Source organism: Eikenella longinqua (assembly GCF_001648355.1).
GTDB lineage: Bacteria > Pseudomonadota > Gammaproteobacteria > Burkholderiales > Neisseriaceae > Eikenella > Eikenella longinqua.
The window spans coordinates 74877-90652 of sequence record NZ_LXSL01000018.1 but is presented as its reverse complement, the minus strand read 5'-3'; the positions used below and the strand labels follow the sequence as shown (position 1 = coordinate 90652).

Annotated in this window: 13 protein-coding genes and 1 pseudogene; 6 read left to right on the top strand and 8 right to left on the bottom strand. The window is 60.7% G+C overall.

The annotated features are described in order from the left end of the window. The first annotated feature begins 277 nt into the window (after nucleotides 1-277). Entirely contained in the window at nucleotides 278-937 is a 660-nt protein-coding gene (locus tag A7P95_RS05560) for a hypothetical protein (RefSeq protein ID WP_067592429.1), read from the top strand. 134 nt (nucleotides 938-1071) lie between these two features. Here the strand turns inward: A7P95_RS05560 and A7P95_RS05555 are convergent, their stop codons facing one another. Beyond that, complete coding sequence (locus tag A7P95_RS05555) at nucleotides 1072-1965, bottom strand: AraC family transcriptional regulator (protein WP_067592428.1); 894 nt, start codon at nucleotides 1963-1965, stop codon at nucleotides 1072-1074. A 196-nt stretch (nucleotides 1966-2161) separates the two neighbouring features. Between A7P95_RS05555 and A7P95_RS05550 the strand changes: the two genes are divergently transcribed. Beyond that, nucleotides 2162-2500, top strand: a complete 339-nt coding sequence (locus tag A7P95_RS05550) for a carboxymuconolactone decarboxylase family protein (protein WP_067592426.1) — start codon at nucleotides 2162-2164, stop codon at nucleotides 2498-2500. A 251-nt stretch (nucleotides 2501-2751) separates the two neighbouring features. Beyond that, nucleotides 2752-3129 carry a rhodanese-like domain-containing protein gene (locus A7P95_RS05545; protein WP_245636567.1) on the top strand — a complete coding sequence of 126 codons (378 nt, stop codon included), beginning with the start codon at nucleotides 2752-2754 and terminating at the stop codon, nucleotides 3127-3129. Between the two features lie 66 nt (nucleotides 3130-3195). Here A7P95_RS05545 and A7P95_RS05540 read toward each other — a convergent pair whose 3' ends face one another. The 3 genes from A7P95_RS05540 to sucC all read right to left on the bottom strand — a co-directional run bounded on the left by A7P95_RS05540 (nucleotide 3196) and on the right by sucC (nucleotide 6735). Then, entirely contained in the window at nucleotides 3196-4524 is a 1329-nt protein-coding gene (locus A7P95_RS05540; protein ID WP_067592424.1) for an L-cystine transporter, read from the bottom strand. 143 nt (nucleotides 4525-4667) lie between these two features. Further along, nucleotides 4668-5558, bottom strand: a complete 891-nt coding sequence (sucD, locus tag A7P95_RS05535; protein ID WP_067592422.1) for a succinate--CoA ligase subunit alpha — start codon at nucleotides 5556-5558, stop codon at nucleotides 4668-4670. Between the two features lie 10 nt (nucleotides 5559-5568). Then, nucleotides 5569-6735: an ADP-forming succinate--CoA ligase subunit beta gene (sucC, locus tag A7P95_RS05530; protein WP_067592419.1), complete on the bottom strand. Its 1167-nt coding sequence runs from the start codon at nucleotides 6733-6735 to the stop codon at nucleotides 5569-5571. Between the two features lie 129 nt (nucleotides 6736-6864). Here sucC and A7P95_RS11600 point away from each other — a divergent pair, with 129 nt between their 5' ends. Then, a complete protein-coding gene (locus A7P95_RS11600; RefSeq protein ID WP_156503510.1) occupies nucleotides 6865-7056 on the top strand; it encodes a hypothetical protein in 192 nt (63 codons plus the stop codon). Between the two features lie 76 nt (nucleotides 7057-7132). On the opposite strand, the gene A7P95_RS05525 is transcribed toward A7P95_RS11600, so the two are convergent. The 3 genes from A7P95_RS05525 to A7P95_RS05515 form a co-directional block, all read right to left on the bottom strand. Beyond that, nucleotides 7133-7792 (bottom strand): deoxynucleoside kinase, encoded by a 660-nt coding sequence (locus A7P95_RS05525; RefSeq protein ID WP_067592416.1) that lies wholly within the window; start codon nucleotides 7790-7792, stop codon nucleotides 7133-7135. A gap of 96 nt (nucleotides 7793-7888) precedes the next feature. Next, entirely contained in the window at nucleotides 7889-8380 is a 492-nt protein-coding gene (gene folK, locus A7P95_RS05520; protein ID WP_067592413.1) for a 2-amino-4-hydroxy-6-hydroxymethyldihydropteridine diphosphokinase, read from the bottom strand. Nucleotides 8381-8530: 150 nt separating this feature from the next. Continuing rightward, complete coding sequence (locus A7P95_RS05515; RefSeq protein ID WP_179945900.1) at nucleotides 8531-9277, bottom strand: rhomboid family intramembrane serine protease; 747 nt, start codon at nucleotides 9275-9277, stop codon at nucleotides 8531-8533. A gap of 250 nt (nucleotides 9278-9527) precedes the next feature. Between A7P95_RS05515 and A7P95_RS05510 the strand changes: the two genes are divergently transcribed. Then, nucleotides 9528-10865: a replication-associated recombination protein A gene (locus tag A7P95_RS05510; protein ID WP_067592407.1), complete on the top strand. Its 1338-nt coding sequence runs from the start codon at nucleotides 9528-9530 to the stop codon at nucleotides 10863-10865. A gap of 514 nt (nucleotides 10866-11379) precedes the next feature. Continuing rightward, nucleotides 11380-11774 (top strand): annotated as a pseudogene (gene gloA, locus A7P95_RS05505) (lactoylglutathione lyase). An 80-nt stretch (nucleotides 11775-11854) separates the two neighbouring features. On the opposite strand, the gene A7P95_RS05500 reads toward gloA, so the two are convergent. Next, nucleotides 11855-15541 carry a DUF2339 domain-containing protein gene (locus A7P95_RS05500; protein WP_067592404.1) on the bottom strand — a complete coding sequence of 1229 codons (3687 nt, stop codon included), beginning with the start codon at nucleotides 15539-15541 and terminating at the stop codon, nucleotides 11855-11857. Between the last annotated feature and the right edge of the window lie 235 nt (nucleotides 15542-15776).

The following is a 15776-nucleotide window of genomic DNA, read 5'->3' as shown; positions in this document are numbered from 1 at the left end:
CAGCTTATTTCCCTATTTTTTATCAGTGTATTTTTAACTTTTGTTAAATTAACTGGCATACTATTAAAATTAAGAATTATTTTCAATAGCACTAAGGGTAGTTTTTAGGATGCTGCGACCGTAACAACAAAACAACCCTGCCTTGCCGCAAAGCTGTTTTATTTTTTCAGGTAGCCTTCCGCCGGTTTCCCCATTTTTGAAAAACTAACGATTATTCTTTACAATGGCGCCCCAGCAGCGATGCTGCCCAGTAAACAACCAAAAAAGGAATCAACTGATGAAATCCAAACAAGCCCTGTGGCTGTTGTGCCTTTCCGCCGTGCTCGGCCTCTCCGCCTGCGGCGGCAAAAGCGAAGGCCAGGCTCCTGCCCAGCAGGAAGGCCAAACCCAGGCACAAAGCCAAGACAACGCCCAACCCGAAGCTGAAAGCAAGCCCGAAGCTGCCGCTATGGACAACTTCCTGAGCAACGCCGAAGCCCTGCAAGCCGCCGAAGATTCGCTCAAAGCCCTGCCCCAATTTGAAGGCAAGCCCCTGAGCATCTTCCAAAACATCCAGTTCTACGGCGGCAGCCGCCCGCGCATCGAAATCGACGTGCAAGACCCGAACAAGCCGGAAAACATCGACCACTACACCTACGAAAACGGCCAGTGGAGCGAGCCCCAGCCCGTGCAGATTTCCGGAGGCGGCGACATGAAACACAACGTTACCCCCTTGGCCGACATCAAGTTTGCCACCGTGGCCACCATCGCCCAAACCTGGGCCGAGAAAGCCAAGGAAGTGGAAGCCACCGAAGCCGAGCTCGATTTCGTGAGCTTCCAACTGTGGGTGCCCAACCAAACCCGCCGCTGGATTACCTCTTCCATCGAAACCCCGCGCGCCAAATACTCAGTTGATTTCAAACTGGACGGCAGCCTGCAAGAATTTAAGAAACGCTGATTCTTAAAGCAATTTGGCAAGCAAAAGGCTACCTGAAAACCGAAATTTGGTTTTCAGGTAGCCTTTTTATGTATTCGCAGACTAAGGATGCAGCAAGCAATCAGGCAGCCCAAAGGCTACCTGAAAAACACCCCTCAGCCCGACCGGTTCGCCCCCACCCGATACTGCTTCGGCGTTTGCCCAAAATACTGCTTAAACGCCCGGTTGAAATGCGATTCCGACACAAAGCCGTTGTCCAGCGCAATGCGCAGCACCGTACCCGCACTGTCGGCCAGCTGCACCGCCGCCTGCTGCAGGCGGATCGACAGCACGAAGCGGTGCGGGCTCACCCCCACCACAGCCTTAAACAAACGCATCAGCTGCGCACGCGAAAGCTTGGCCACCTCCGCCATCCTGTCCACCGGCCAATCTTCCTGCGGCGACACCAACACCGCCTGCAACACCGCATTCAGGCGCGGGTCGGCCAGCTGCGACAAAAACGACGGATCGCTGCTCTGCTGCCGGTAGCGCCGCAATACCGCCACCAGCATCACCTGCGACAGAGCGTTCACCACCGTGCCGCTGCCGTAGCGCGCGCCGTCGGCCTCCTCCAGCATGGTCAGCGCCACCTGCCGCATTTCCGGCAACGGCAGCAGCAGGTATTCCGGCATGCCCAGCCACAGCGCGGCATGGCGCGTGTAGCGGTATTGGCCGCACAAAAGCTGGAGGCTGTTGCCGCCACAGTCTTTAATGGTAAACACGCCGCGTTCGCTCAAATGCGGGCTGCCAGGCGGCTGGCGCAGCCCTTCCAGGCTGTCGGCGATGCTGTGCGGCGCATCATGCGGCAGCAGCACCGCGTCGCCGCTGTGCAGCGCCACCGCCGGCCCGTTGCCCACGCGCAGCCAGCCGCCGCCGGAAAGCACCCAGTGCAGCCGCGCCGTTTCTGGCTCGCCCTCGTGCCCGAGATGGAAGCCGCCGCCCAAACGGCAGCACACGTCTATCCGGCCGCGCAATCTGGCCAGATACATCAATTTATCCAACACATCCATGATTCCCTCCCCCTAGTTTACCCTTCCGCCCGCGCTTTCCCGCCCGCCATCCAAGCGGGCAACAGAATGAGACAATCGGGCAAGCCTCGCTCCATTTTCCGTAGCACAATACGCCGCATCAAACAGCCGAACGGACGCTACAACCCGTTCAGGCTATATTTACTCCAACTCACCCCATTACACAAGGAGCATCATCATGTTTTTAGATTGGAAGAAACACGCCGCCCACGTTAAACAATCCTTCGGCAACCTGGGCAAAAAACACCCGAAAATGCTGGCCGGCTATGCCGCGCTGGATAGCGCCGCCGCAGCCGAAGCGCTGGATGCCAAAACCCGCGAGCTGATTGCCCTCGCCGTGGCCATGACCACCCGCTGCGAAAGCTGCATCGCCGTGCACGCCCAAGCCGCCGTGAAAGCCGGTGCCACCGAAAGCGAAATTGCCGGCGCGCTCGCCACCGCCATCTCGCTGAACGCCGGCGCCGCCTACACCTATTCGCTGCGCGCCATGGAAGCCGTGGAAGCCAACCGCGAATAAGCCGCGCCCACATTTTTCAGGTAGCCTCTTGCACTGCGCCTGAGGCTACCTGAAAAAAGCGATACGGCTCACGCCAACGCGCAAAAGAACACTCACTACCAAACCGAGCCGTATCGCTTTAAACCGCCATAGCTTTAATCCCGTAGCAATCCAGTTCGTTTTAACTACGTTGAAGCTAACGCTTTCAGGTAGCCTCCACGGCAACGCCAGAGGCTACCTGAAAATTTAAACCGCCCACGCAAGGATTCGCCATGAATATGCACAAACTCCCCACCCTCGCCGCCATCGTCCTGCTCTCCGCCCTGCCCGCCGCCGCATCCGCCCACGGCAGCCAGCGCCACGCCCACAGCCAGCCGCCCCGTGCCGCCGCCCGCCAGCAGGCCGTGTGGATCGACGTGCGCAGCCCCGCCGAATACGCCCAAGGCCACATTCAAGGCGCACACAACCTGCCGCACGACCAAATCGCCCGGCAAATCACCGCCGTCGCGCCCGACAAACACACCCCCATCCAGCTCTACTGCCGCAGCGGCCGCCGCGCCGAAGCGGCCAAACAGGCGCTGGAAAGCCTGGGCTACACCAATGTGCAAAACCGCGGCGGCTACGAAGCGCTGAAGCAGTCCGGCATTTAATCACCCCGCCTTTGTCTCAAACAAAAACCGCACCCGATTCCGGTGCGGTTTTTCATGGCCACGGCCCTATTCTTTCAGCTTCAGCCATTTATTGCTCAGCGTGCCGGCCACCATCGCGCCGTTCACATTCAGCGCGGTGCGGCCCATATCAATCAGCGGCTCGATGGAAATCAGCAAGCCCACCAGTTCCAGCGGCAGATTGAGCGTGGAGAGCACCACGATGGCGGCAAACGTGGCGCCGCCGCCCACGCCGGCAATGCCGAAGGAAGACACGGCCACCACAAACACCAAAGTGGCGATGTAGCTCATGCTGAAGGGATCCACGCCCACGGTGGGCGCAATCATCACCGCCAGCATGGCCGGATAAATGCCCGCACAGCCGTTTTGGCCGATGGTGGCGCCGAAAGTGGCGGAGAAGTTAGCGATGGCGGAATGGTTGCCCAGTTTGTCGGTTTGCGTTTCGATGTTCAGCGGGATGGAGGCGGCGCTGGAGCGGGAAGTGAAGGCAAAAGCCAGGGTGGGCATCACTTTTTTGAAGTAGCCCAGCGGGTTGATGCCGGAAAGTGCCAGCAGCGCGCCGTGCACGATAAACATCAAGATAATCGCCAGATAGGAAGCCACGATGAAGCTGCCCAAGTTTAAAATATCCGTCCATTTCGAGGTGGCGGCCATCTTCAGCATCAGGGCAAACACGCCGTAGGGCGTGAGGCGGATCACGAAGCGCACCAAGCGGCTCACCAGCTTGTTTAAAGTATCCACGCCCTGCGCGATGCGTTCGCCCAATGCTTGGTCTTCCTTACGCAGGCTCAAGGCGGCCACGCCCAAGAAAGCGGAAAAAATCACCGTGCTGATGATGGAAGTGGGGTTGGCGCCGGTGAGCTCGGCAAACGGGTTTTTCGGAATAAACGAAAGCAGCATGGCCGGAATGGTGAGGTTGCTCACCTGATCCACGCGCCCCACCACATTAGCCTGCGCCGCCATTTCGCGCTCGCCGGCAATCAGGCCTTCCGCCGTGAGACCGAACACCTGCACCATGATGATGCCGATAAAGGCGGCAATCGCCGTGGTAATCAGCAGCACGGAAAGCACGCTGAAGCTGATTTTGCCCAGGGCGCTGGCCTGGTTCAGGCGCGTGATTGCCGACAAAATCGACACGAACACCAGCGGCATCACGATCATTTGCAGCAGGCGCACATAGCCGCCGCCCACCAGGTTGATCCAATCCAGCGCCGCCGCCGTGGTTTCCGGCGCAGCAGATGATTGCAGCAGCGCGCCGAAAGCCAAACCGGCCAGCATGCCGGCAAACACCGTTTGCCCCAGCTTCTGCGTTTTCTTATATAGATAGCCCAGGCCGGCCAAGCCCAGCGCGAAAACAGCCAAAATCAAGAACAACATTGCTTGCTCCCTTGTGTGTGTCAATAACGACCGGCACTATACCTGCCGTGCAAAGAAAAGGCTACCTGAAAATTCTAGCTGCGCAGAAACTTCGCTGCGCTGCGTTTTCAGGTAGCCTCTGTTTGGCAGGCAATCAGGCCGGATTAAGCCAAACCTTTGGCTTTCAACACTTCCAGCATGGTGCTGCCCAATTCGGCCGGGCTGCGGGTGTAGGCCACGCCGGCTTTTTCGAAGGCGCGGAATTTCTCTTCCGCCGTGCCTTTGCCGCCGGAGATAATGGCGCCGGCATGGCCCATGCGTTTGCCTTTGGGCGCGGTAACGCCGGCAATGTAGCCGATTACCGGTTTGGACACGTTGGATTGGATGTATTCCGCCGCTTCTTCTTCGGCCGTGCCGCCGATTTCGCCAATCAGGATGATGGCTTCGGTTTGCGGGTCGGCTTCAAACAGCTTCAGCGCGTCGATTTGGTTCATGCCCGGAATCGGGTCGCCGCCGATGCCGATACAGGTGGATTGGCCGAGGCCGAGCTTGGTGGTTTGCGCCACGGCTTCATAAGTCAGCGTGCCGGAGCGGGAAATGATGCCGATTTTGCCGAGCTGGTGGATGTGGCCGGGCATGATGCCGATTTTGCATTCGCCGGGGGTAATCACGCCGGGGCAGTTCGGGCCCACCAGGCGGGTGCCGTTGCCGTTGGTTTCCAGATAGCGCTTGGCTTTCAGCATATCCAGCGTGGGCACGCCTTCAGTAATCACCACCACCAGCTTCACGCCGGAATCCACCGCTTCCACGATGGAATCGAGCACGAAGGGCGCGGGCACGTAAATCACTGAGGCATCAGCGCCGGTTTCGCGCACGGCTTCGTTCATGGTGTTGAACACGGGCAAGCCCAGATGGGTTTGGCCGCCCTTGCCCGGGGTTACGCCGCCCACCACTTTGGTGCCGTAGGCAATCGCCTGTTCGGAGTGGAAAGTACCGTTTTTGCCGGTGAAACCCTGTACCAATACTTTGGTGTCTTTGTTTACTAATACGCTCATTCTGTTCTCCTTAGGCGTTTACCGCGGCAACAATTTTCTCGGCGGCGTCGTTCAGGCCGTCGGCGGAAGTCAGTTTCAGGCCGGATTCGTTCAGAATCTTGGCGCCCAATTCGGCATTGTTGCCTTCCAAGCGCACCACCACCGGCACGCCCACGTTGATTTCCTTCACAGCGGCCACAATGGCTTCGGCAATCATGTCGCAGCGCACGATGCCGCCGAAAATGTTGATCAACACGCCTTTCACCGATTTGTCTTCCAAAATCAGCTTAAATGCTTCCACCACGCGCTCTTTGGTGGCGCCGCCGCCCACGTCGAGGAAGTTGGCCGGCTGGCCGCCTTTGAGCTTGATGATGTCCATGGTGGCCATCGCCAGGCCGGCGCCGTTTACCATACAGCCGATGTTACCTTCCAATGCCACATAGTTCAGATCGAATTCGGAAGCCTTCAGCTCGCGCTCGTTTTCTTGCGATTTGTCGCGCAGCTCGGCCACTTTCGGCAGGCGGTACAGGGCGTTGCCGTCGATGCCCACTTTGGCGTCCACGCAGGCCAGGCTGCCGTCTTGGCGCACGCTCAGCGGGTTGATTTCAAACAGGGCGAAATCGTTTTCGATGAAGGCCTGGTAGGCGCCGGTCATCAGTTTCACAAACTGGTTCACCTGCTTGTCTTTCAAGCCCAGCTTGAAGGCCACTTCACGCGCCTGACAGGGTTGCAGGCCCACCAGCGGGTCTACTACGGTTTTGAAGATTTTTTCCGGGGTTTCGGCGGCCACTTTTTCAATTTCCACGCCGCCCTCGGTAGAGGCCATGAACACCACGCGGCGGGCGGCACGGTCCACCACCGCACCCAAGTAGAGCTCGGTTTGCACCGGATACATATCTTCGCACACCAGCACGCTGTTTACCGGCTGGCCGTTGGCATCGGTTTGATACGTAATCAGATTGGTACCGATCAGGCTTTCGGCCACCTGCCTGGCTTCTTCGCGGCTTTTCACCACTTTCACGCCGCCCGCCTTACCGCGGCCGCCGGCGTGCACCTGAGCCTTAATCACGGCAAATTTGCCGCCCAGCTTGTCGAATGCGGCGGCGGCTTCCTCGCCGTTCACGGCCAAAATGCCGCCCTGCACGGGCAGGCCGTAGCCGGCAAGCAGCTCTTTTGCTTGATATTCATGTAGGTTCATCAAAGTTCCCTCAGTTTAGGTTAAACAAAGTTTGCGGTTCATGGCGAGCGCAACGCTCAAATTTAAATCCAGCTTTGATAATGCAGGGCGAAGTATAGACGAAAACCCGCAGCCCACAGCGGGGGTTTTATGTTAGAACAAGTAAATACGCGATGGATTTTTCCGGCTTGCGGTTGCTTTGCGGCAGCGCTTGGGCAAACGGCGGCGGATGCCGCAGGCAAAGAAAGGCTACCTGAAAATATCCCGCCCGAATCGCTTGCGGATTTTTCAGGTAGCATGTGGGGCAAACGGCTGCGTGTGCGCAAACCAAAGGCTACCTGAAAACGGTGAGGCGGGAATATCGGCTTTGCCGTTTTCAGGTAGCCCTTCGGCGCGGGGCGCGTTTGCCGGCGCGGAATCAGCGCTCGCTCAGGTTGAGGTAATGCCGGCTGCCGCGCAGGTTGGCGATGGCGTGCAGCAAGAGATCGAAGTGCTCGGGGTTGTTGATGAAGTCGAGCTCGTCGGTATTGGCGATGAGCAGGGGGGCGCGGTCGTAGAGGTAGAAATAGCGGTGGTATTCGTCGTGGATTTGCTGGAGGTAGCCGGGCGGGAAGAGGTTGATGTGGTTGTCGCCGCGCTGGCGCAGCTGCTGTTCGGCGGCGCCGGCGCTGGTTTGCAGATAAATCACCAAATCGGGCACGGGGATTTCGGGCATCACTTTCTGCTTGAGCTGCCAATACAGCGCCTGTTCGTCTTCGCGCAGGATGGTGGGCACGAATATCTGGTCTTTTTCCAGCAGGAAGTCGCTCACCACGCGGTGCATGCCGTGGTTGGCGTTGCCGATTTCGTCGGCTTCGGCGATGAGTTTGGGCACTTCGGCGCGGCGCAGCAGGAAGTAGAGCTCGGTGGCGAGGCCGTGGTTGGCGGCGTTGAGGTAGAACTGTTCGAGGAAGGGGTTTTGCTCGGGCTGCTCGCTGAGGAGGGTGCAGCCGAAATGCTCGGCCAGCTTGCGGCTGAGCGGGGATTTGCCGCTGCCGATGGGGCCTTCTACAACGATGTAGCGGTAGTCTGTTTGCATGGTTTGCTTTCTGTTTGGATTTTTCAGGTAGCCTTTGCCGTGCCGCCTGAGGCTACCTGAAATAAACGAAGTGGGTTACTGCGAAGCAGAAAAAGTTTAACCGCCCGCTCCGATACGCTGCACGCCTTCGTTGCCCAATGCGGCGGCAAGCTCGGCGGCGGTGGCGGTTTGCCCGGGCAGGATGTGCTGCGGGGCGATTTCGGCCAGGGGAATCATCACGAAGCTGCGCTGGTGGGCGCGGGGGTGCGGCAGCTGCAAATCGGGGGTGGCGAGCGTTTGGCCGGCGTAGTCGATGATGTCCAAATCCAGCGTGCGCGGGGCGTTGCGGAAGGTGCGCACACGGCCGGCGGCGGCTTCGATGCTTTGCAGCAGCGCCAACAGCTCGCTTGCAAGCAAATCCGTTGCCAGCAGCGCCGCGGCGTTCACAAAATCGGGCTGATCGGCATAACCCACGGGCGCGGTGCGGTAAAACGACGACACGGCGCGCACTTGCACTTCGGGCTGCGCGGCCAGCTTGTCCAGCGCGGCTTGCAGCTGCTGTTCGGGCTGCTCCAGATTGCTGCCCAGCGCGATGACGGCTTGTTTCATATTTGCTTCCTGCTATTCCAATCCAACCATTATCGTGAATTAAAATCAGAATGCTACCGCGTTGATTTGTCCTGTCCCATTCTGATTTTCATCCAATATATTTTTCAGGTAGCCTGTATCACTGCCCAAGAGGCTACCTGAAAATCTGCCTCACAGCCGCCGGTTGCGGTAATCCGCAAACGACACCGGCTCGCGGCTGCTGAGCCAATACCAAGCCAAAAACGAGCCGCACACCGCCCCGCCCACATGCGCCAGATGCGCGATATTGTCGCCAAACAGCGACACGCCGCCAAACTGCGCAAACAGCTCGTAGCCCACCGCCACCGGCACCAAATGCTTGGCCTTAATCCGCATCGGCAGAAACATAATCGTGAGCGGCGCGTTCGGATAACACAGCGCAAACGCCGTCAGCACGCCGAACACCGCACCCGAAGCGCCCAGCAAGTGCGTGTAAAACGCCCGCGCCAAGCCCTCCGGCACATTCGGCAGCCCGCCCGAAATCAGCGCCGAGCGCACCGTGGCCGCATCCAGCCCCAGCTGCTCGGCCACATTGCGCACCCCACCCGCAATCAAATATTCGTTCCAGCCCGTGTAGAGCAGCGCCCCCGCCAGCCCGCTGGCCAGATACAGCAGCAGGAAGCGTTGCACCCCGAAGCGCTCCAGCAAGGGCGGCGCAAACGACCACAACACAATCATATTAAACAGCAAATGCGTCAAACTCGCATGCAAAAACAAATGGCTCAGCCACTGCCAAGGGCGGTAGTAGGGATGCGCCATCGGCCACAGCGAGCCGAGGATTTCCCAATCGGGCAAACCCGGCAGCTGCATCAGCACAAAGGCCAACACATTCAGCCCCACCAACACATACAGCGCCATCAAAGGAGAACGGAATTTCATAAACATGGATTCAATACAGTAGAAACAACAGCCCGCCCGGGGCTGCTGACGATGATTCGGATGATTCGGCGGCATCTGCCTGAGGCTACCTGAAAAAGCAAGAGGCTACCTGAAAAAAGCAACCCCTCCTCCGCCACAGCGCCGCATGATACCACAAGCCGCCGCGCAGAATTTGCTAAAATCCCCACCCTGCCCCTTACGCTTCGGCCTCGCAAAACTTCCTTGCAGCCGCACTTTCAGGTAGCCCGCCATGACCGACACCACCGCACCCGACCTCTTCTCCCGCGCCCCCGCCGCCCCGCTGGCCGAACGCCTGCGCCCCCATTCGCTCGACGACGTTGTCGGCCAGCAGCACCTCATCGGCCCGGGCAAACCCCTGCGCGTGGCCGTGGAAGGCGGCCAACCCCACTCCATGCTGCTTTGGGGGCCGCCCGGCGTGGGCAAAACCACCCTCGCCCGCATTCTGGCGCAGAGCTTCCATGCCCAATTCCTGCCCGTATCCGCCGTGTTTGCCGGCATCAAAGACATCCGCGAAGCCGTAAACAAAGCCGAGATCGCCCTCCAGCGCGGCCAGGCCACCATCTTGTTTGTAGACGAAGTGCACCGCTTCAACAAATCCCAGCAAGACGCCTTCCTGCCCTACGTGGAAAACGGCCTCTTCACCTTCATCGGCGCCACCACCGAAAACCCCTCCTTCGAAGTCAATCCCGCCCTGCTCAGCCGCTCCCAGGTATACACCCTCCAGCCCCTCTCCACCGAAGACCTGCGCCGGCTCAGCCGCAAAGTGTTCACCCTGCCCGAATACAGCGGCTTCACCATCGAAGAAGACGCCGAAACCCTGCTGCTGCACACCGCCGACGGCGACGCCCGCCGCCTGCTCAACCTGCTCGAACAGCTCCTGCGCGCCGCCCACACCCGCAGCATCAGCCGGCTCAACACCGCCTTCCTCGCCGACAGCCTCGGCAGCCAAATCCGCCGTTTCGACAAAGGCGGCGAAAGCTTCTACAACCAAATCTCCGCCCTGCACAAATCCGTGCGCGGCTCCCACCCCAACGCCGCCCTCTATTGGTTTTGCCGCATGCTCGACGGCGGCGCCGACCCCTGCTACCTCGCCCGCCGCATCGTCCGCATGGCCTGGGAAGACATCGGCCTTGCCGACCCCCGCGCCTTTACCATCGCCAACGAAGCCGCCCAAACCTACGAACGCCTCGGCTCCCCCGAAGGCGAGCTCGCCCTCGCCCAAGCCGTGCTCTATCTTGCCGCCGCCGCCAAATCCAACGCCGGCTACACCGCCTACAACCAAATGCGCCAGTTTGTGAAGCAAAACGGCAGCGCCGAAGTGCCGGTACACCTGCGCAACACCCCCACCAAGCTCATGAAAGAGCTCGGCTACGGCCGCGCCTACCGCTACGCCCACGACGAACCAAACGCCTACGCCGCCGGCGAAACCTATATGCCCGACCACCTGCCCGAGCCCGACTTCTACCAGCCCGTCCCCCGCGGCCTCGAAACCAAAATCGCCGACAAACTCGCCTGGCTCAAAAGCCTCGACGAAGCCGTTGGCGATAGTAGCGACAGCAATAAATAATTTTTCCACAAATCTAAGCGCAAAATATTTGGCACTAACGGCTGGGCTACGTCCTGCTCTGCTGGTACAGCCGAACGGAGCGCGGTTTTTCGGGGAACAAGGGCTTGCATGTTCGAAGCGGCGAAGCCGCAAGTTGCGAGCCCGCCCGAAAAATTGCGTGGAGTGAGGGAAGTTTGGCGAAGCCAAACCTGTGCCCGCAGTCGCCTTTCTTTTGCTTCCTTTTCTTTGGCGAAGCAAAGAAAACGAGGTCTCCGCAGGAGGACGAGTTTCTGCGCAGCTAAAAGTAGGTGCCCGCGCCGGCATGAGGCGCAAAGGGAAACGAAGCAGAAATGATGGGGCTATCTGAAAGCCAGCAAGCCTCCAGAATCCCAACTTACTCTTTTCAATTAAATTATTACACACCCGGGCTTCACGGGAATTAATATAGGCTACCTGAAAACAGCTGTTTACTTTTTTCAGGTAGCCCTTATCTTTTGCTACAATCCGCCCTTTCATCCCACACTAAGGACAAACCATGCGACTCCTCCACACCATGCTGCGCGTCGGCAACCTCGAAACCTCCCTCGCCTTTTATCAAGAAGTGCTCGGCATGCGCCTCCTGCGCCGCAAAGACTACCCCGAAGGCCGCTTCACCCTCGCCTTCGTCGGCTACGGCGAAGAAGACGACACCGCCGTAATCGAGCTCACCACAACTGGGACACCGACTCCTACGACCTCGGCAACGCCTACGGCCACATCGCCATCGAAGTGGAAGACGCCTACGCCGCCTGCGACGCCGTGCGCGCCAAAGGCGGCAAGGTGGTGCGCGAAGCCGGCCCCATGAAACACGGCAACACCGTAATCGCCTTCGTGGAAGACCCCGACGGCTACAAAATCGAATTCATCCAAAAGCACGGCCGCCAAGATTAAACCCTTGCCGCCCCGGCAAAAAAGGCTACCTGAAAACCAATCCATCGTTTTCAGGTAGCCTTTTGCCCAAACAAACCCCGCTAATCCCCCTCCCTCGGCGGCACCGGCGCAAACCAGCCCACCAGCAGCAACAGCAGGCCCACGCCGATAAACGACACAATCCGCGCAATGCCCCCGCTGCCGCCCAATTCCACCGTAAACAGCTTCAGCACCACCACGCCCATCAGCCCCGCGCCCGCCATCCAGCGGATGCGCCGCCCCGAGCGGTGGCCCGACACCATCAGCCCGATTGCCGCAGAAGCCCACACAATCGACAGCGCCGCCTGCAAGCCGAACGAAGCCATAATTCCCGGCAGCGTCCATTCCACCCCCATATAGAAATACCACAGCCGCAACACCGCCCCGCTCACCAGCGTGAGGCCCGCCAGCACCGAGCCCGCCAAATGCAGGCGCAGCCCCTCCCCTTCCAGCTCGAAATCCTCCTGCCACATTTCCGCGCTCCTCAGCCACAGCGCGCCCACCGCCAGCCCCGCCAAATCCATCGGATTGAGCAGCGGCCAATAGCCCAGCGGCGCCACCGCGCGCGGCTCCAGCACATTATTGCCCACCAGCCACAGCAGCGCATACATCCCGCACAGCAGCGAACACACCGCCGCATAAGGCCGCAGCGCATCCCGCTCCCGCGCCAGGTAAAATAGCAGCCACAAAGCCAGCGGCAGCCCCAGCCAAGCAAGCTGCGCCCACACGCCCGGCAGCGTTTCGCCGCCCAGCATGCCCGCAAAGCCCGTGGCCTGCGCCGCCCACAGCATAAACGCCGCCACGCCCCAAGCCCGCTCCGTTTCCGGCGAGCCGAAGCGCTGCATGCGCAACACGGCAAACAGCAAAAGAGCCAGCAGCACCAGCATCAGGCTACCTGAAAACGCATACGGCGCAAAACCCACACGGTTCAGCCAGCCTGCCAGCCACATCGCATGGCACGGCATCAGCGGTATCAGCAGCAGCGCCGCCCGCCTGCCCTGCCGCCAATCCAGCCAGGCCACCGCCGCCGCCCACAGCGCAAACGGCAGCAGCAGATACCACAGCCGCGCCGTATCCGCCCACGCTTCGGGCAAGTGTCCCAAAAGATTGGCGGCGGAAAGTAGCGTGCCAAACAGCGCCATGCCCGTCAGCAGCCCGCCCGCGCCTTGGTTTAGCGGCAGGCCGCCGCTGTTTTGGCGAAGGTGTTGGTTGCGCAGCCGCGCCACGCGTTTGCTTTGGCGAAACTCGCTTCGCTCATTTTCAGGTAGCCTGTAGCCCGGCGCCGTTTCGTTTGTATGGTGCAGCGCATAGCCGGCCGCACCCAGCAGCAGCGTGGCCGCCCAGCAGGCCGCAGTAGCCGCCCAGCCCGCCATGCCGAACGCGTCCCCCAGCAGCGGCAGCACCGCCGTGCCGTAGCCCAAAGCCGCCGCCAGCAGCAGGTTGAGCCCCACGGGCAGCTCCGGCGAATCGTCTGCTTCATCATTGCCTTCGTCTTCATCTTCCTCCGCCAAGAGGCTACCTGAAAAATCCGCATTGCCAGCAAAACGGCGGAACAGCTCGGCCTGCGCGCGCACTGCCGCCCAAGCCAGCGCGGCCAAAGCCGCCATCGCCCAATGCTGCAGCAGGCTCATCAGCGGCAGCAGCCCCGTGAGCAGCAGCCCCGCGCCCAGCACGCCCTGCTGCCACCAAGCCTCCCAATAGGCCGACCCGCGGCAACGCCAGCGCAGCCAGGCCGCATACATCACCAAGCCGGCCAGCGCCGCCGCAAACGTGGAGGCCAGCGGCCCGTCCAGCAGCGGCTCGTTTGCCCCGCCCGGCGCAAACGCAAAACCGCTGCCCAGCAGCGCGCCCAGCGACAGCAGATACACCAGCGCCGCCAGCACGCGCGTGTACGGCCTTCTCTGGCGCAGCGCAAACACATACACCAAGCCCGCCTCCAGCGACCACAGCGCCACCGTAGCCTCCCGCTCGAAGGCCAGCGGCACCGCCAGCGTAACAAACACCAGCGAGAGCGCGCCCAAAGCCTGCCGCAGCAGCGGGAAATCGCGGCTGCCGGTAAACCAGGCCGCCAGCAGGGTATAAACCCCGGCAAAACCGAGCGACGCGCCCGCCGCCAGATGGTTCGCGCCCTCGGGCAGCATGTGGTATTGCAGCATAAACGCCGCCGCAGCCGTGCCGAACAGCAGCATGCCGTCGATGGCGCCGATGATCATGCCGTGGGTGAGCAGGCTGTCGGCCAGTTCGTCCAGATCCGCATTGTCGGGCACGTGGTGTTCTTCGGCTTCGTCGCGGCGATGCAGCGCATAGAGGCAGGCCACCAATGTGTAGAGCAGCCAATGGTAGAGCAGGAAAGGTTCGGTGCTGGCAAAGCGCTCCACCGTGTATTCCGAAGTGCCCCACATCAGCGCGATGGCCAGCGTGCCGATAAAGCCGATTAAATTCAGGCTTCGCCAGGTTTTGAAGCGGGCGATGGCCGCCACGCCGGTGTTGAGCAGCGCAAGATAAGTAAACAGCACCACATGGCTGCCGCTGCCGTCCGACACCAGCATCGGCGCGGCCAAACCGCCGATGAGCGCCACCTGCGCCATGATTTTGGCATCCTGCCGCACCGCCATCAGCGCCATCGCGCACACCAGCGCCACCATCAGCACAAAGGCCGTGCCCGAAGGCAGCAGCGGGTGCAGCTTCACCGCCGCCAGCACGGTAAGATACATCACCGCCATGCCGAAGCCCTGCAAAATCAGGCCGTATTCGCGGCGGCGGCGCTGCAACACCCAGCCCGCCACGGCCGCCGCCAAGCCGGAGCCCATCACGCTGAGATAGCGCATTTCAATCGGCACATGAATCCGCTCCGAAGCAAAGCGCAGCAGGAATACCAGCCCCAAAAACAGCACCACGATGCCGGTTTTCAGCAGCAGGTTGCCGTGCATCAGCCAATCAACCAGCGGGGCAAACGCGCTTTCCCGCTGCGGCTCGGCGCGGCGGGCGGCACGGCGGGCTTGGCTTGCAGTTTGGCCGGTTTCGGCAGAGGGCGCACGTGCCGCAGCCTGTTCGTGCGGCTGGGCAGGCGTTGGCGCCAGATGCGGCTCGCCCGGCTGCACCCGTTTGCGGATTTTTACCGTGCCCGGTCGGCTGCCCAGCACCACGCCGCTGCCTGAAGCTGCGGGAGCGGGCTGAGCGGCAGAAGCAGGAGCGGCAGGAGAAACAGGAGATTGTGGATGAAGTGGCGCAGCAGCCGCCTCGGGCGTGAGGCTACCTGAAAACGGCGGCTGGGTTGGCTCGGACGCAGATGGGGCGGATGGCGCCGCCAGCGGATGCACCGAAACGTCGGCCGGCTGGGCATCGGCAGGCAGGCGGGCGGAAGTTGCGGGAGAAAGGGAATCGTATGCGGAGAAATGAGGTCTTGTCGCGCCGGAAGCGGCGGCAGTGGGCACATCGGGGTTGTACGGCCAGCCGCCGAAATCGGGCTGCGAAGCGCCGGTATGCGGCTCGCTGCGGGCGCTGGCATAGAGGCCGCCTTGCTGGCTTGGCGGCAGTTCACCGCGCCCGGCTGTGCTGCGCGGAGACTCGCCTGCTGCGTTTTCAGGTAGCTTTTGCTCTGAAACGGGCGGGCGGCGGCGCAGTTTTTCCACTTCCGTTTGCAGCCGCGATAATTTTTCGGCCAGATCCTGCTGCTGCATGCGGGTTTGAAACAGCATCCCCACGATAATGCCGAACAGCAACAGCAATAGGGTTATCACGAAAGCCATATCACACCTCGTTTGGGCAGGCAGGCCGCAGGCTACCTGAAAATAGAAAATGGTTGGATTTACCTGAAGCCTTTGCAAAGCCTCGGATTTGGGCACAATTCAAAGCGATAGCATCGCAAAACGCGCAGACATACCGTGCGGGTAGGCAAGCGTTTGAGAAGCGCATCGCGAAGAAGTGTGCCCAAAGACGGGGAGTTTGCAAAGGCTTCAGAGTATTTACTTCGGCCAGATTATA

What these genes read in the sequence shown, in the direction of transcription:
- A7P95_RS05560 (WP_067592429.1), top strand. Translation starts at nt 278, where the DNA reads ATGAAATCCAAACAAGCCCTGTGGCTGTTGTGCCTTTCCGCCGTGCTC.
- A7P95_RS05555 (WP_067592428.1), bottom strand. Translation starts at nt 1,965, where the DNA reads ATGGATGTGTTGGATAAATTGATGTATCTGGCCAGATTGCGCGGCCGG.
- A7P95_RS05550 (WP_067592426.1), top strand. Translation starts at nt 2,162, where the DNA reads ATGTTTTTAGATTGGAAGAAACACGCCGCCCACGTTAAACAATCCTTC.
- A7P95_RS05545 (WP_245636567.1), top strand. Translation starts at nt 2,752, where the DNA reads ATGAATATGCACAAACTCCCCACCCTCGCCGCCATCGTCCTGCTCTCC.
- A7P95_RS05540 (WP_067592424.1), bottom strand. Translation starts at nt 4,524, where the DNA reads ATGTTGTTCTTGATTTTGGCTGTTTTCGCGCTGGGCTTGGCCGGCCTG.
- sucD (WP_067592422.1), bottom strand. Translation starts at nt 5,558, where the DNA reads ATGAGCGTATTAGTAAACAAAGACACCAAAGTATTGGTACAGGGTTTC.
- sucC (WP_067592419.1), bottom strand. Translation starts at nt 6,735, where the DNA reads ATGAACCTACATGAATATCAAGCAAAAGAGCTGCTTGCCGGCTACGGC.
- A7P95_RS11600 (WP_156503510.1), top strand. Translation starts at nt 6,865, where the DNA reads ATGTTAGAACAAGTAAATACGCGATGGATTTTTCCGGCTTGCGGTTGC.
- A7P95_RS05525 (WP_067592416.1), bottom strand. Translation starts at nt 7,792, where the DNA reads ATGCAAACAGACTACCGCTACATCGTTGTAGAAGGCCCCATCGGCAGC.
- folK (WP_067592413.1), bottom strand. Translation starts at nt 8,380, where the DNA reads ATGAAACAAGCCGTCATCGCGCTGGGCAGCAATCTGGAGCAGCCCGAA.
- A7P95_RS05515 (WP_179945900.1), bottom strand. Translation starts at nt 9,277, where the DNA reads ATGAAATTCCGTTCTCCTTTGATGGCGCTGTATGTGTTGGTGGGGCTG.
- A7P95_RS05510 (WP_067592407.1), top strand. Translation starts at nt 9,528, where the DNA reads ATGACCGACACCACCGCACCCGACCTCTTCTCCCGCGCCCCCGCCGCC.
- A7P95_RS05500 (WP_067592404.1), bottom strand. Translation starts at nt 15,541, where the DNA reads ATGGCTTTCGTGATAACCCTATTGCTGTTGCTGTTCGGCATTATCGTG.